The 15,610-nt window shown below is 38.3% G+C and carries 8 protein-coding genes; 6 read left to right on the plus strand and 2 right to left on the minus strand.

Annotated elements, in window-relative coordinates; all coding sequences use genetic code 11:
* Positions 1–33 precede the first annotated feature (33 nt).
* Both J3455_RS02895 and csm6 read right to left on the minus strand, forming a co-directional pair.
* The gene (locus J3455_RS02895; protein ID WP_349561012.1) at positions 34–3,498 is read right to left on the minus strand and encodes a type I restriction endonuclease subunit R; all 3,465 of its coding nucleotides are present in this window, start codon (positions 3,496–3,498) and stop codon (positions 34–36) included.
* A 46-nt stretch (positions 3,499–3,544) separates the two neighbouring features.
* Positions 3,545–4,663, minus strand: coding sequence for a CRISPR-associated ring nuclease Csm6 (gene csm6, locus J3455_RS02900; RefSeq protein ID WP_349561013.1), 1,119 nt, complete (start codon positions 4,661–4,663; stop codon positions 3,545–3,547).
* 476 nt (positions 4,664–5,139) lie between these two features.
* Here csm6 and azu point away from each other — a divergent pair, with 476 nt between their 5' ends.
* The 6 genes from azu to J3455_RS02930 all read left to right on the plus strand — a co-directional run bounded on the left by azu (position 5,140) and on the right by J3455_RS02930 (position 15,576).
* A complete protein-coding gene (azu, locus tag J3455_RS02905) occupies positions 5,140–5,595 on the plus strand; it encodes an azurin (protein ID WP_256854002.1) in 456 nt (151 codons plus the stop codon).
* 366 nt (positions 5,596–5,961) lie between these two features.
* Positions 5,962–8,934, plus strand: a complete 2,973-nt coding sequence (locus tag J3455_RS02910; RefSeq protein WP_349561014.1) for a TonB-dependent receptor — start codon at positions 5,962–5,964, stop codon at positions 8,932–8,934.
* Positions 8,935–9,177: 243 nt separating this feature from the next.
* Positions 9,178–10,704: a tryptophan halogenase family protein gene (locus J3455_RS02915; RefSeq protein ID WP_349561015.1), complete on the plus strand. Its 1,527-nt coding sequence runs from the start codon at positions 9,178–9,180 to the stop codon at positions 10,702–10,704.
* Between the two features lie 9 nt (positions 10,705–10,713).
* Complete coding sequence (locus J3455_RS02920; protein WP_349561017.1) at positions 10,714–12,201, plus strand: tryptophan halogenase family protein; 1,488 nt, start codon at positions 10,714–10,716, stop codon at positions 12,199–12,201.
* 499 nt (positions 12,202–12,700) lie between these two features.
* Positions 12,701–14,029 carry a GH1 family beta-glucosidase gene (locus J3455_RS02925; RefSeq protein WP_349561018.1) on the plus strand — a complete coding sequence of 443 codons (1,329 nt, stop codon included), beginning with the start codon at positions 12,701–12,703 and terminating at the stop codon, positions 14,027–14,029.
* 14 nt (positions 14,030–14,043) lie between these two features.
* Entirely contained in the window at positions 14,044–15,576 is a 1,533-nt protein-coding gene (locus tag J3455_RS02930) for an MFS transporter (RefSeq protein WP_349561019.1), read from the plus strand.
* Positions 15,577–15,610 lie beyond the last annotated feature (34 nt).

A 15,610-nucleotide genomic window follows, 5' to 3' on the forward strand; every position in this document is an offset into this window, starting at 1 on the left:
TTTTATATGTTGCTGCGCAGTTTGAAAATAGGCTTAAGGCTGTAATTGCTTTTCTACTGCATTAATTTTGGTGCCCAATGGTACATTAAATTGCGCAATAAATTGCTCAATTATGTCGGCTTGTTGTTCACTAAATACACCATCGAGCCCCATATCATGAACTTGAGTAAATGGCGCATCGTAAAGCTGCTCAATATTAATACTGCCATAGCGAACAAGGTGATTTTTTAACATGCCAATAAAGCGCTGCTGTTTGGCATTCATGTGCGTATGGGTTTGTTGCACAAATTCTGTAAAGCTTTGCTCAATTGCCTGTTTATCCATACCCACTATGGTACGCAGTATTTTGTCTAGGCTCGCTGTTGAGTCAGGGAAAAATTCTTTCAGTGTATTCAGGTCAACACTGGGGTTTTGCGTGTGAACTAGTGAACTTAACTGAGCAAGATCGGCCTCTGATACGGGCTCTCCTACACGAATTTTTTTCAATACAGCATCTGTTTCAAATAGTGGTGCAAGGGTTTTTTCTACTTCTTGGCGGTATATCTGATAATCAATAGAGACTATTTTTGTGAGCCTGTCGGTTTCGTGTATTTGATTTGAATCTTCTTTTATATCAAGCACAAAGTCGCTTGTTGGCGGCGTCACGCTTTTATTTCGTAAATGTATAATACTACGTAGATCAACACGGCTTTGTTCAAGTGCTTTATGTGTTAAATATTGCCAATATTGATCTGTTTGGATCTCTGCTATTGCTGGTGCTTTTGCACGTACTTCGTTTAAGTGCATTTGTAGCGACTCAACTTTAGCCATAACATTTTGCTTTGCTAGATCAATTTGACTTGTATCAGTTAATAATAATGTTTGAATAACAGTTATTTCGCAATCAAGTTTATAGGCTTCACTTTGCCCCATAATATTGCGCCATTGCATTAGTGGTGCAACTTTTTCAAGTAAATCACTGACTGTATTTGGTGTAAATTGATTTAGGCGTTTTAGGTCTTTATAGGTTTCTACTACTTGCCAATTATCGCGCACTGATATTGATTCCATTGGTAAAGAATTAATATCTTGGTGAAGTAACGATATAGTTTGATCAAACACATCCATATTGGCTTTTTTAAGCGCTGTTTGTGCGAGGTTTATGCGCGTTTCAAACAGTTTATGCAACAGTGATTTAGCTTGTTTAACGTCTTCTTCTTCTGGGTTTTCGTCAAAATATTCAAAGTTTGCCCAATGATCAAATATTAAGAAGTGTGTTTTATGCTTACCTGGGCCATATAAGTGCTCACATAAGCGTGTGCCTCGACCAATCATTTGCCAAAATTTCACTTTTGATTTTATTGGCTTAGCGAACACAAGATTGACACACTCAGGAACATCAATGCCAGTATCAAGCATATCTACCGACACAGCGATACGAACACTATTTTCGTCACTCGATTTAAAATCGTCTATTAGTTCTTCGGCACGTTCATATTTTGAATGAATAACGCGGCAAAAGTTAGCACCATGTTGTGGGTAAAGCTCGCTAAACAATAGTGCTAAAAGTTCTGCATGAGCTATGTTACGGGCAAATATAATTGTTTTACCTGGTAGCTGTCCGTCTTTGTCACGTAGACCTTTTTCCATTAAATTACGCAGTATTAATCTATTGGTATCTTTATTTTTAACGGCTTCGTCTATTTGCTTTGCATCGAAGTCAAGCTCGTTAGGGTCTATACCTTGATCTTCTAATTGTGCTATTTGCTCGTCGGTGAGGTTGTCTTTTTTAATGCCTTCGCGTAAAAACTGTGTGGTGTAACTTACAATTTTGTAAGGTACTAAGTTCCCTTGCTCTATAGCATCCTCAAGGGGATAGTTAGCGGTTGGTAGTTTGTAATCACAACCAAATAAATCACAGGTTGAACGCGATACCATTTCAACAGGTGTAGCGGTTAAACCGACTTCAAGCGCATCAAAGTATTTAAAAATATCACCATAAATATTGTAAATTGAGCGGTGTGATTCATCAGCGACAATCAGGTCAAAAAAACCCACATCATACTTGTTCATTATGCGAAGCATACCCGGATAGGTAGCGATAAATACACGTGCACTACCAGCACTGCTTTTAGCACTTTTACCAACAATGTGGACTGGTTCATTAGTAAATTCAGTAAATGCGTTGCCTGCTTGTTTACGTAACTCTTTACGATCACATAAAAATAATACCCGTTTTGCCCAGCCAGCATCGAGCAAACGTTTAGCAAGAGCAATAGATACGCGGGTTTTACCTGTTCCCGTTGCTTGAACTATAAGTGCTTTGCGGTGCTTATCACTAAAACGCTCACACACGCGGGTGATTGTTTCCATTTGATACAAACGACCCGCAACGTTTGTATCTATTGGCGTTTGATTTAGGTCTTTTTTTAGAGTGCGTTGCTTAAGTAAGTATTGCAGAGAATCTTTTGAATAATAACCATATAAGCCTCGACTATTATAACCTTGTGCATCATCGAGGATTTTGATGTCCCAACCATTCGAGTAAAAAATAACGGGGCGCTGGCCATATTGCTTTTCTAAAGCATCAGCGTAGAGAGTCGCTTGTTGACGACCCTTTTCAATATTTTCACGAGATCGTTTTGCTTCAATAACAGCAAGAGGTTGACCATCGTTATCCCATAAAACGTAATCGACATAACCAATACCTGTTGGTGTTGGTTGCTCACTCACTTTTACTTCTTTGCCAACTTCTTCTGTTGATTCATCATCAAGTGCAACATGCCAGCCTGCATTACGAAGATCTAAATCAATAATTCGTTTACGTGTTTCGTCCTCGTTAAAATCAAAGCTAGAACTAACTATTTGCTTATTAAGATTTTGTACTTGTTTTAGTTTTTCTTGATTGATCGCTTGCTTTAGCTTTGCAGCTTGCTGTTGTGCTAATTTTTGTGCAAGCTCTGCAGCTTCAAGCTCATCGAGAGCACGCTTTAAACGAGCTTGGTTCTCGGCTAATTGCTTTGTAAGCTGTTTGTTCTTTTTAGCAAACTCAGCATCGCTTTGATTACTTGGTTGAACTTGTTCAGGTACTTTAAACTCTGGACACTCTTGTTGAGACCCTCTTGCATAAGCCATAAACAAATAAGAGGCAATAAAATAGCTTTCTTTTAATATCCATATAGCTTGCTGTTGATCTACTCTACCTTGATGGGCAGCTTGATTACCACTTTTACGAATTGCATGGAGTTTATCCGTAATTTGTCTTGGCACTACGCTTGTAAAGTCATCGGCAGTGAGTTTATCGAATATATTAGAATTTGGTAAAACAGGCAGGCATAACTCTTCATATAAAAAGCCAACAACTTTCTCTGCAAAGCAACGCAATTTTACCAATGAGCTTTGAGGATCGCTGATAGCATACTCTTCAGCAAATGCTGCAAGTTGGTGTAATTCAGGCCATCGTTGTTTGATATGCTCAAAGTTCATTGAGTGTTTCATTGTTGCTAATTCCTTTTTCATACTACTTGCTTGTACTATTTTTATACTTTTACAAGCTTGTAAAATGCTATACCAATTCTATTTTTACTTTGCCATTTAGTGCATTAACTTGATAGATAGTCCCACCGTCTACGGTGGTTGAATCAATTAACAACTTTTCTGCTAACTCAATAGGCAAGGCATCATTAATTTTTTTATTAATTCTGCTTCGCGTTTGCTGAACAAACGTTTTTTCCATTGGCTTTAAGCCAGTTAAGTTATTAATTTTAAAATCTTCCGGCTCGATTCCAAATGTATCACGAAATACTCGTAAGTCAGTACCTAGCCTAGAAAAATGAGTTAAATAAGCCTCTGAATAACTTGTTGTATCTTCAAAATAACGATCAACATTGAGTTCATACTGATCAAGTAACCATAAGTAACATGCCATTTCTTTTGCCGTTAAGCTTATATCAATCCCCGCGAATGTTAACTGCTTAGCAGAAGGGTTTATAACTAATGAAATTACTTTTGAGTTGACTGTATTAAGACTTGCTACTGTTTTACTGAAAGATACATTTTTGATACTGGTAAGCACAGAGTTATCAATTAGGTTACGCATGCGAACATAAGGTATGCTCGTTAAAGTAATATTGGCATTTTTGCAATCGACCGATTTCCCTGCTTTATTTTTTACCAACTTTGAATGGGGAGTCGGATACCAAAAGTCTTTTAGAAATTCAAAGCTCTCATCTACAAATACATGACTTAGAGTGTCTTGCTCACGCCCAAAGAGAGACATGGCATATCCTAAGTAAAACGCCATTGTTTTACGTCCACCTGCAATTGATGCATGTATTGCTGTATTCTCAAGTTTGGTTAACTCATCTACCTTACGGGTTATAAAATCTGCCATATAGACCTGATCAACCTCAGTACTAGCATCAAAAACAGGTTGACCGTTTTGATCTTCAATAAGCCAAATATTTTTCTCAGAAAACTCAATCTCTGGTAATTTGTAGTCTACTAATAACTGTTGAAAATAGCCTTGGTTGAATAGCCCATCTACCAGCAAAGGTTTGGCACTTTGAGTAGTGATTACATATATTTCGTTTGGCAGACTTTTGCCTTGCTTATGGATAGCAAACAAGGTTTCTGTAAGTACTTGAGGACTAGCCCCAGTGATGATGAGTAATATGTGTTTCATTCAATTTCCTTTTGATGAAACTGAATAATATCTGAATATTAAATAAAATCAAAAAGTATGAGACAAATGCTATTTTTATGATTTATTGACGATGTATGTTTTGCGAACTTTCTCTAATACCTAAATTTAAAAAAGGAGTAGCACGCTACTCCTCCCCCCAAGCCTCGCCTTACATTCATATCTAGAGCGACCTTGATCCAGCAAAGCATAGAGTAGTGAGGAAACAAATTAAGACACGCGCCGTCTTTGGTGAATTATATGGCTTATTAAAAGCTAAGCACTTGTTATTTAATGAATTACCTTACTGACTTATAGTTTCATAATGTGAAACCAACTTTTATTGAGCATTTAATTTTTAAAAATAGCTTTAAATCATCTGTTTTATCAATTGATTAGATTTAATTTACTCGTTAGAGAGTTAAAGCGTTACTTGATAAGTTCAAACCTAAATAACTTAACATTTAACTGGAGGCTCAATGTCTATCCGCAGCACCTTATTAGGTCTTTTCTTTGCAAGCTTTATTTTTCCTGCTTTGGCTCAAGATAATTGCATTGTGAATATAGAAGCCACAAACGAAATGCACTTTTCTAAAAGTGAAATAAACGTATCTGCTAGTTGTACTTCCGTTACTATAAAGCTAAAAAACTCTGGCAAGCTACCAGCAACTTTAATGGGACATAATTTGGTTATCTCAAAAAAAGAGGATTTAGTTGGATTAACAAATGATAGCTATGAAGCCGGCTTCGAGAATAACTATGTAAAGCCAAATGACTCTAGAGCAATCGCTGTTTCTAAAGTTATAGGGGGAGGTGAATCAACCTCGATATCTTTCAAAACGTCGCTTATAAATACAAAAGAAGAATATATCTTTTTCTGCGCATCCCCGGGACATTCGGCAATAATGCAAGGTAGCTTTAGCATAACTAAGTAAAATACTGGCCGTTTACATATTTATCTCGGTCTCACTATCATTTTTTAGAGAATAGGCTGCTTATTAAAAATGACTAAGTTAATGGGAGTTGTATATGGCTCCCATTAAAATTATCAATATCCCCTACCACCCGTTAAATATAACAATCAATATCCGTTCGATTTTCACGCAACTTTTTTAACAATTTGTTGATATAGCTGTTGACGTAAACTGCAAATCACACTACTCTTTTCTGGAAGCGCTTTCATAAGGGCGGTTTTCAACCTCTTTATGGTAGCGCTTCCAGATTTGAAAAATAATCAATTTCGACAACAATATCATGCTCTAATAGCATGAATAACAACGATAAAGAACGAGGGAAACCTGATGCCAAGCCATAACTTTAAAAGAACAAAGTTAGCTTCCAGCTTATCTTTGCTTTTAGGTGCTAGCACCTGCTTATCAGCTTATGCTGAGCAGTCTGAACACAACGACGACATTGAAGTAATTCAAGTAACAGGGTTTAAAGGTAGTATCAAAGAATCAACACAACTAAAACGCTATTCTTCGGGTGTTGTTGATGCGATTTCATCAGAAGATATTGGTAAATTCCCTGATACTAACTTAGCAGAGTCTTTACAACGTATCACAGGTGTATCGATAGACCGCAGTAATGGTGAGGGCTCTAAAGTTACAGTACGTGGTTTTGGTCCAGATTATAATATGGTAACCCTAAACGGGCGTACCATGCCTGCCGCCTCACTTCCTGCTGGCGGGGGCTCACCAAACTCTCGTGCCTATGATTTTGCTAATCTGGCATCAGAAAGTGTTAAATCTGTTGAAGTATATAAAACAGGAAAAGCAAATATCGCATCAGGCGGTATTGGTGCCACAATCAATATCAATACTGCTCGTCCTTTAGACAATCCAGGTTTGATCACGAATATTGGTGTTAAGGCGATGCACGACACAACAAATCGTGTAGGTGATGATATTACACCCGAAATTTCAGGCATTTTTAGTTGGACAGACGAAGAAGCTAAGTTTGGGGTTTCGCTTACTGCAAGCGTTCAAAAAAGAGATAGTTCGGCTGCCGGAGCTTTTGTAAACGAGTGGCGAACAACAGCTTACGACGGCACGATCCCTCAATCTGCAGATGATATTGTTATCGAAAACGCACCTGCTATGGGACAGTATTATTCAATGCCCTCAGACCTTCGATATACAATTGCGGATCGTGAAAGAACACGTACAAATGCGCAATTGACGTTGCAATACAGCCCTGTTGAATCATTAACAGCAACTCTTGATTATACATACTCACAACAAGAACTCTTTGAGTCGCGAGCTGAGCAATCTATCTGGATGGATAACTATAAAACGCATTTAATTTTTGATGATAATGCAGTTAAAACTCCAATTTACTATAAAGAAGAGCGCAGAGATTTATCGACACGAGATCTCGGTTTAGCTTTACAAGAGCTAAATCAGCTTAATAAAAATGACTCTATTGGTTTAAACCTTGAATACTTTGTTAATGATCGACTTAGTTTTGTATTTGATGCGCACAGCTCAAAGGCAACGAGTGAACCTGATGCGCCTTACGGCAGTTGGGTAAATGCAGGATTAGGTGCAAATGTTGTTGCCTCTCAAGAAGTTGACTTTAGCCGCAAATTACCATCAATGGTGATTGATTTTGATGATTGCAGCCGTGCTAATTTAAACTGTAATGGTGTATTAGACCAAGATGATGTAGGTACTTCTATTCTTGACTCTAACTTCGCACGCCAAGAATCAACCGTTGATGAATTTCGTTTGCTCGGTAAATATGAAATCGAATCAGGCGTGATTGATTTTGGTATTGAATCACGTTCAATGGAAAGTCATTCATTACAATCTCTTACACGTAATACGATGGGTAACTGGGGGATTGAAAACCCTGGAGAGTTACCAGACGGTTACCTTGATCCTACAAACTTCTTAAGTGAACTAGATGGCTACAATACCTCAGGTTCGTTTGATCAAGGATTCACAGGTAGTGCATCTGAAATTGGTTATTGGGCAGCAAGCCAGTACGGCTTTAATTTTGCCGCTGACGGCGCCTTTGCAACAAATCGTACAATAAAAGAAGATATCCAAGCCGTCTTCGTACAATATAAACATCAAGGTGAGATTGGCGATATGCCATTTAACCTCTTAGTTGGTGCTCGATACGAAACGACTGATATCACATCAACAGCAAATATTGATTTACCAAATGCGGTTGCTTGGGAAGGTAACAACGACTTTAATGTGCGATATGGTACTGATAAGCAAGATTATTCTCTAAGCTCTGATTATGACCACTTCTTACCTAGCGTAGATTTTGATATTAACGTAGTTGAAGATGTGAAAATTCGAGCCTCATATAGCACAACAATCGCACGACCTACTTATGATAATTTAAGCTCTGCTGCGACAGTGGGAGTGCCTACTGGACCTAGTTTAATTCCAGGTACAACCAATGCACCTGCGTCGACTGGTAACCCAGGCTTAGTGCCGCTTGAATCAGATAATATCGATGTTTCAGCCGAGTGGTATTACAGCGATGTTAGCTATGTTTCTGTTGGTTATTACAATAAAAAAGTTGATAACTTCATAGGCTTAACACCTATGACTCAAAATTACTATGGCTTACGAGATGTATCTGCAGGTCCTCGCGCACAAGCAGCAAAAGCTGAACTTGAAGCAAGAGGTCTAGCTGTCACTGATTCAAACCTATTCCAAATGGTTGCTGCAATGGAAAATGGGGTCGCTTTTGATTCAATGTCTTATGAAGAGTTTGAAGCCGCATACGATATTTTACCTAATAGCGATGACCCGTTAATGGACTTTACAGCTCAAGTCCCTACCAATAACAAAGACGCCAAGATAGATGGTTATGAACTTGCAATACAGCATTTCTTTGGTGATTCAGGTTTTGGTTTTCAGGCAAACTATACGATTGTAAATGGTGATGTTGACTTCAATGTCGCAGCAGACCCAACAACAACGCAATTTGCATTAGTTGGTTTGAGTGATACTGCGAACTTCATTGCAATGTATGAGAATGATAAATTTCAAGCTCGTATAGCCTATAACTGGCGTGATAAATTCTTAAATAATGCTGCACGTTATGTAAATGAGCCCGCATTTACTGAAGAATATTATCAAATCGATTTTAATGTGGCTTATAACTACAGTGAACAACTGTCTTTCTTCTTAGAGGGAATTAACATTACTGAGCAAGACAACCGTCAACATGGTCGATATAAAGCGCAGTTATGGAATTTAGACAAAAATGGGGCTCGCTACAATTTAGGTGTACGTTATAACTTCTAACCTATTACTGTAGAAAATGTATATTACGTTTTGTATATACAGCCAAATGCCTATTCGCATATTTGAGTGAACAACTGGGGCTAGAAACGATTTCGTAAGAAGGCAAAAGTACTGTTAAATTAGTTAAAATGAGTCTCTTTTGTAGACTAATTACGATAAGTTTACTTCCTAAAAGATGAACAATTATTGCGAATAGGTATAAAGCCGCTTAATTGAAGCGGCTTTAACATTTAAAGTAAGCATATGAGCAAAAAAATTAATAATATTGTGATCATTGGCGGTGGAGCTGCTGGTTGGCTTACAGCTGGGTTACTATCCAAAGAACACCCAGATAAAAGTATCACTTTAATTGAATCTGCTGATATCGGTATTTCCGGTGTCGGTGAAGGGACGTGGCCATCGATGCGACATACATTGCAACGAATTGGCATAAAAGAAACTGACTTTTTACAGCAATGTGATGCCTCTTTTAAGCAAGGTTCAAAATTCATAAACTGGCGGGGAAAAGAACAGGCAGATAACTATTATCACCCTTTCATGGTTCCTGAAGGCTACAATGAGTATGATGTTCATGCAGCATGGCAGCAGTTGTTTTCTGAACAAAAATACGCCGATGCAATGAACGTGCAAAGCTTTGTTTGTCAAGCTACCCTTGCGCCTAAACAACTGAATACACCTGAATATGCGGGTGTTACAAATTACGGTTATCACCTAGATGCCCATAAATTCGCACAATTTCTCACAAAACATTGTGTAAACACACTCAATGTAAAACGCATTCTCGATAATGTCCTCCACGCCAATAATAATGCTCAAGGCTACATTGAAAGTGTCACTACACAGAATAATGGTGTGATTAACGGTGATTTGTTTATTGATTGCTCTGGTAGTCAAGGACTGTTAATAGCCAAGCACTACCAGATCCCATTTTTAGATCAAAGTCACATTCTTTTTAATAATACTGCTGTGGCAGCGCACTTGCCTTACGAAAGCCCTTCTCAAGATATTGCATCAGCGACTTTATCCACCGCACAATCCGCTGGCTGGATTTGGGATATAGGATTACCTACTAGACGCGGTATTGGCTATACATTTAGTGAAAAATATTGTGACGTTGAAACTGCTGTTGAAACACTAAAAAGTTATGCTGCACAATCTGTTGGCATTCAACAAGCTAACAATATTGAAACAAGAACATTACGCTTTACACCTGGTTACAGAGAAGTATTCTGGCATAAAAACTGTGTTGCAATAGGAATGTCGCAAGGATTTATAGAGCCACTAGAAGCTTCGGCGTTAGCAATGGTTGAATTAAGTATTAGCATGCTAAGTGAACAAATGCCTGTAGACCAAGTACACATGCAGTTGTTGAGAAAACGTTTTAATAAACGTTTTAGGTACCGCTGGAAGCAAGTCATCAATTTTCTAAAGCTACATTATGTATTGAGTAGTCGCGATGATAGTAGCTATTGGTCCGATAACCACCACCCTAAAAGTATCCCAAGTGAATTACAGAGCTTGCTAAAACTATGGCAATATCAAGCTCCCAGCCGATTTGACTTTATAGAAAATGAAGAAATTTTTTCTTCTGCGAGTTATCAATACGTGCTTTATGGCATGGGCTTCAAAACCAAGCAAGCAAAAAAGCTTGATAACCATACATATCAGATGGCACAAAAACTCTACCAACTCAATCGCAAGAAGATTGCGCAATACTTACAAAAACTACCCACTAATCGACTGTTATTAGAACAATTACAAAGGGAGTAAGGTGGCAAAATGAGACAACAACAAATTAAACAAGTAGTCATAGCTGGCGGTGGTACCGCAGGCTGGATGACAGCTGCCGCGTTAGCTAAATTACTAAATAAAGATATTAAAATCTGCTTAATTGAATCAGATGATATCGGCACTGTCGGTGTTGGAGAGGCAACAATTCCACCTATTCGTACCTTTCATAAATTGCTAGGTATCGATGAACAAGAATTTATGAGGGCCACACAAGCAACATTCAAACTGGGAATTAGCTTTGAGAATTGGCATCAGCCAAACAGTGATTACATTCACTCTTTCGGTATGACAGGTAAAGAATGTTGGGCTGGAGAGTTCCACCATTTTTGGTTGCATTGGCAAAAAATGGGCAATACCGATGATTTCGCAGATTACTGCTATGAACTACAGGCAGCTAAGCAAGGTAAATTTGGGATTAGCCCTCAAAACCCAATTAATTACGCATTTCATATGGATGCCAGTCGCTATGCTACATTTTTAAGAGCATTTTCAGAAAACCTCGGTGTAAAACGTATAGAAGGTAAAATTGAACGGGTAAATAAACATTCTGATAATGGCTTTATTAAAAGCTTATCGCTGGATAATAACACTGAAATAGCGGGTGATTTTTTTATTGATTGCACTGGTTTCAAAGGCATACTTATCGAGCAAGCCTTACATACAGGGTTTGAAGATTGGTCTCATTTATTACCTTGCGACAGTGCCGTTGCGGTACAAACAAAAGGAACATCAGACCCTCTCCCTTACACGCGTTCTATTGCGCATCAATCAGGATGGCAATGGCAAATTCCTTTGCAAAACAGAGTTGGCAATGGCTTAGTTTATTGCAGCCGCTATTTAAATGACCATGATGCAACTAAATTACTATTAGATAGCCTTATTGGAGACACCTTAACCGAACCAAAAATCATTAAATTTAAAACTGGTCGTAGGCGTAAAGGGTGGAACAAAAACTGTTTAGCGCTAGGTCTTGCCAGTGGCTTTTTAGAACCTCTTGAATCAACAAGTATCCACTTGATTATGACCGGTATCATTCGGTTTATGCGCCTGTATCCTTTTGCTGGTGTAACACAACAAGCTATCGATGAATATAATAAGCAATTGAAGTCAGAGCTCGAAAGTATTCGTGACTTTATTGTTTTGCATTATAAAGTTACGGATAGGCAAGACAGTGAATTTTGGCGTCATTGCCAAGCTATGGAAATTCCTGAGTCACTTGCTCATAAAATCGCATTATTTAAAGAAACTGGCCGAGTATTTTTAGATGATGGCGATATTTTCCGTGTCGACTCTTGGGTTCAAGTCATGCTTGGGCAAGGTGTTAAACCAAAACAATATCATTATGTTGCTTCTTTAATGAATGACCAAGAGTTAGGTCGCTTTATGCAAGGCATTAAACAACAAATTGCCCATCGGTTAGCGCAATTGCCAACTCATAAAGAGTTTATTAACAAGTACTGTCGAATAAATGACTAAGCCCACAGTAAAGCCGATACAATTATTGTTAAAATATGCATAATAAAATTTACTGTAAAGCCGCTTTTAAGCGCTCGCTTTACAGTAATTACAAACTGAATTAGGCCTCTCTTAATGAGGATTTTAGGCGTCAAGGGTTAGTGATAACTAAAAACACTTAGCGTAAAAATGCTAAAAAGTAAAAACCATGACTCAACTGAGAAAATAATCTAACCACTCAACTTTCAGCTCTTAATTTGTCACTATAACTAAAAAAAAGCCTAACACTAACTCATTAATTATTAAATATTAAAATGACTTACCTAGGTTGTTTTCAGGCTAAACAAAATAAACGGTTGACCGTTTGGACAATAGCCTCTAACCTAAATATGGAAGCGCTACCATAAACAACACAACAACTTTCAAATCATGCAATATGCATAAAGATGGAAGCGCTACCATAACAACTTAAATTTAGCTGCAAGATTTACTTGCATTTGTTTATCAAAGGTTTCTTTACATGACTCAGCTCACGTTACCAAAAAACTCAACAATGCTTAGCAAAGATTTTATCTATGGCGTTGCAACGGCTTCGTTTCAAATAGAAGGAGCTGCTGATAAGCGCCTCCCTTGTATTTGGGATACTTTCTGTGCGACCCCAGGAAAAATAGCTGATAACTCAAACGGTAATTTCGCCTGTGAGCATGTAAAAAAATGGAAAGACGATATTGAGCTAATCGACTCTTTAGGTGTAGATGCCTATCGCCTATCAATTTCTTGGCCAAGAGTCATAAAGTTAGACGGTACCTTAAATCAAGAAGGTATTAACTTTTACATTAATATTTTAGACGAATTAATGCGTCGGAATATCAAAGCATTTGTTACCTTATACCATTGGGATTTGCCACAGCACTTAGAAGATAAGGGAGGCTGGTTAAATCGTGAAACAGCGTATGAGTTTGCTCGTTATGTTGATCTAGTTAGTAAAGAGCTATCTGGAAAAGTATATTCATATGCAACGTTGAATGAACCTTTCTGCAGCTCTTATTTAGGCTATGAAATTGGTGTTCATGCCCCTGGGATCAAAGGCCGAGAATTTGGACGTAAAGCTGCTCACCACTTACTGCTTGCACATGGCTTAGCTATGAAAGTACTAAATAAAAATAGCCCAGAGTCACTTAACGGTATCGTACTTAACTTTACTCCTTGTTATCCTGTATCGTCTAGCGAAGCCGATTTAGCTGCAACATCTTTTGCTGATGACTACATAAACCAATGGTATATGAAACCTATAATGCAAGGAGCTTACCCTGACATCATAGAGCAGTTGCCACCCGCTCACAGACCTGACATTCTAGATGGCGACATGGAGATTATTTGCCAACCTTTAGATTTCTTAGGCGTAAATTTTTATACCAGACTGCGTTATGAAGCAAGTGATACAGATTATTACCATGAACTGCCTCACCAAGCGCCGATGACAGATATTGGTTGGGAAATTTACCCATCTGCATTGACCGAATTATTAGACTCCTTGCATCAAAAATATGATTTGCCGCCAATTTATATTACAGAGAATGGAGCTGCTATGGCGGACAAAATGGAGAATGGAGAGGTGAACGATCAAGATCGTATCGACTATTATAATGCCCATTTAAATGCAGTGAATGATGCCATATTACAAGGTGTTGATGTAGCTGGCTACTTTGCATGGAGCTTAATGGATAATTTCGAGTGGGCAGAAGGTTATTCAAAACGCTTCGGAATTGTTCATGTTGATTACGATACACAAGTACGAACAGTAAAGCTAAGTGGTAAAGCATATAGTCAGTTAATCACGCGCCGATAAAAAAGACAACAACAATGATAAAACACACTCTTCCCATCTACGAAAAAATAGGCTACGCGATGGGCGATGCCGGCGCTAATTTAGTTTGGCGTGGTGCTTTGGCTTATTTAGCCGTTTTTTATACAGACACATTTGGTATTTCTGCCGCCGCTGCTGCGTTACTTTTTTTAGTTGTGCGCTTATCAGATGGCGTGACAGATATAATAATGGGGATGATTGCAGATAGAACGCAAACACGTTTCGGTAAATTTCGTCCTTGGATATTGTGGTCAACTCCTTTTCTAGCCTTGTTTATGGTGTTGTGCTTCACAACACCTGACATAAGCCCAGCAGCTAAGCTATTTTATGCTTATTTCACTTATATAGGGCTCACTCTAGCTTATACGGTAAGTAACGTACCCTACTCTGCTTTAATGGGGGTTATGACTGGTGATGATCTAGAGCGAACTAAACTGTCTGGCTTTCGCTTTGCCGGAGCATTTGCAGGTGGCTTATTAGTTATGGGCTTTTTACCTGATTTAGTTGCATACTTTGGGGAAGGAAATAGCGCACAAGGTTACCAATACACTATGTATGTATTTGCAGCCTTACTCACTGTACTCATGTTAATCACGTTTGTAAGTACAAAGGAGCGCGTTCAACCTGCAACGAAAACGCAAGTTTCACTAAAAACTGAGCTAACTGATTTAAGTAAAAGCTTACCTTTTATCATTCTTCCTTTATTGGCGATCACATTATTTTTCTATTATCGCGAGCTCTACTCCGGTTTGTTTTTTGCGGCAACAATGATTTTTATGACTGTCGTAATTCGTCGCTTACTTGCAAGCGATCATAGTAAATTAAGTGGTAGTCAACGAGATATGGTTGATTTGCTTACAAATAAGCCTTGGCTAATATTGTTAGGCATGGGTTTTTTAACAATGATGTTTAATGGTATAAAATATGGTGTTATCGCCTATTATTTTAAATATTACGTGGGTAATGAGCTTTTAACTGGCCAATATTTTATTGCTTTATTAATCGTCTCAATTTTCGGCGCGTTAAGTACAGGTAAGTTAGCTGAGATTCTGGGTAAACGTACCTTGTTTATCGCTTCATTATTACTAAGTGCCTTCTTTACCATTTGTTTCTTTTGGCTGCCAAATGATAACCTCAGCCTGATCTTTGTTATGGGTTGTCTATCCGAATTCTTCGCAGCCATGATGCCTACCCTGTTTTTTACAATGCTTGGGGATAGTGCAGACTATTCTGAGTGGAAAAATAAACGCCGTGCCACTGGCCTCATATATTCAGCAGGAACTTTCGTGCAAAAAACGGGGGGTGGATTTGCCGGAGCCTTAGTGCTTGTTGTACTTGCAAGTTATGGCTATGACGGAATGGACGAAACGACCATTGCACACTCACTCGATGGCATGATTCTACTAATGAGTTGGCTACCAGCAGCGTTTGCTCTAATAGCCGCGGCACTGATGGCCTTTTATCCATTAACATCTGAAATGACAGAAAAAATAACAGAAGACTTGGCAATTAGGCGTGCAAGTCTGTAAATTAAACAGTTAAGATTTATATAAAACAGTAATT

Source organism: Pseudoalteromonas sp. NFXS39, from assembly GCF_040148775.1.
Classification (GTDB): domain Bacteria; phylum Pseudomonadota; class Gammaproteobacteria; order Enterobacterales; family Alteromonadaceae; genus Pseudoalteromonas; species Pseudoalteromonas apostichopi.

Bases quoted from the DNA above. Each gene is read 5' to 3' on its own strand.
- J3455_RS02895 (WP_349561012.1), bottom strand. From the start codon at position 3,498: ATGAAAAAGGAATTAGCAACAATGAAACACTCAATGAACTTTGAGCAT.
- csm6 (WP_349561013.1), bottom strand. From the start codon at position 4,663: ATGAAACACATATTACTCATCATCACTGGGGCTAGTCCTCAAGTACTT.
- azu (WP_256854002.1), top strand. From the start codon at position 5,140: ATGTCTATCCGCAGCACCTTATTAGGTCTTTTCTTTGCAAGCTTTATT.
- J3455_RS02910 (WP_349561014.1), top strand. From the start codon at position 5,962: ATGCCAAGCCATAACTTTAAAAGAACAAAGTTAGCTTCCAGCTTATCT.
- J3455_RS02915 (WP_349561015.1), top strand. From the start codon at position 9,178: ATGAGCAAAAAAATTAATAATATTGTGATCATTGGCGGTGGAGCTGCT.
- J3455_RS02920 (WP_349561017.1), top strand. From the start codon at position 10,714: ATGAGACAACAACAAATTAAACAAGTAGTCATAGCTGGCGGTGGTACC.
- J3455_RS02925 (WP_349561018.1), top strand. From the start codon at position 12,701: ATGACTCAGCTCACGTTACCAAAAAACTCAACAATGCTTAGCAAAGAT.
- J3455_RS02930 (WP_349561019.1), top strand. From the start codon at position 14,044: ATGATAAAACACACTCTTCCCATCTACGAAAAAATAGGCTACGCGATG.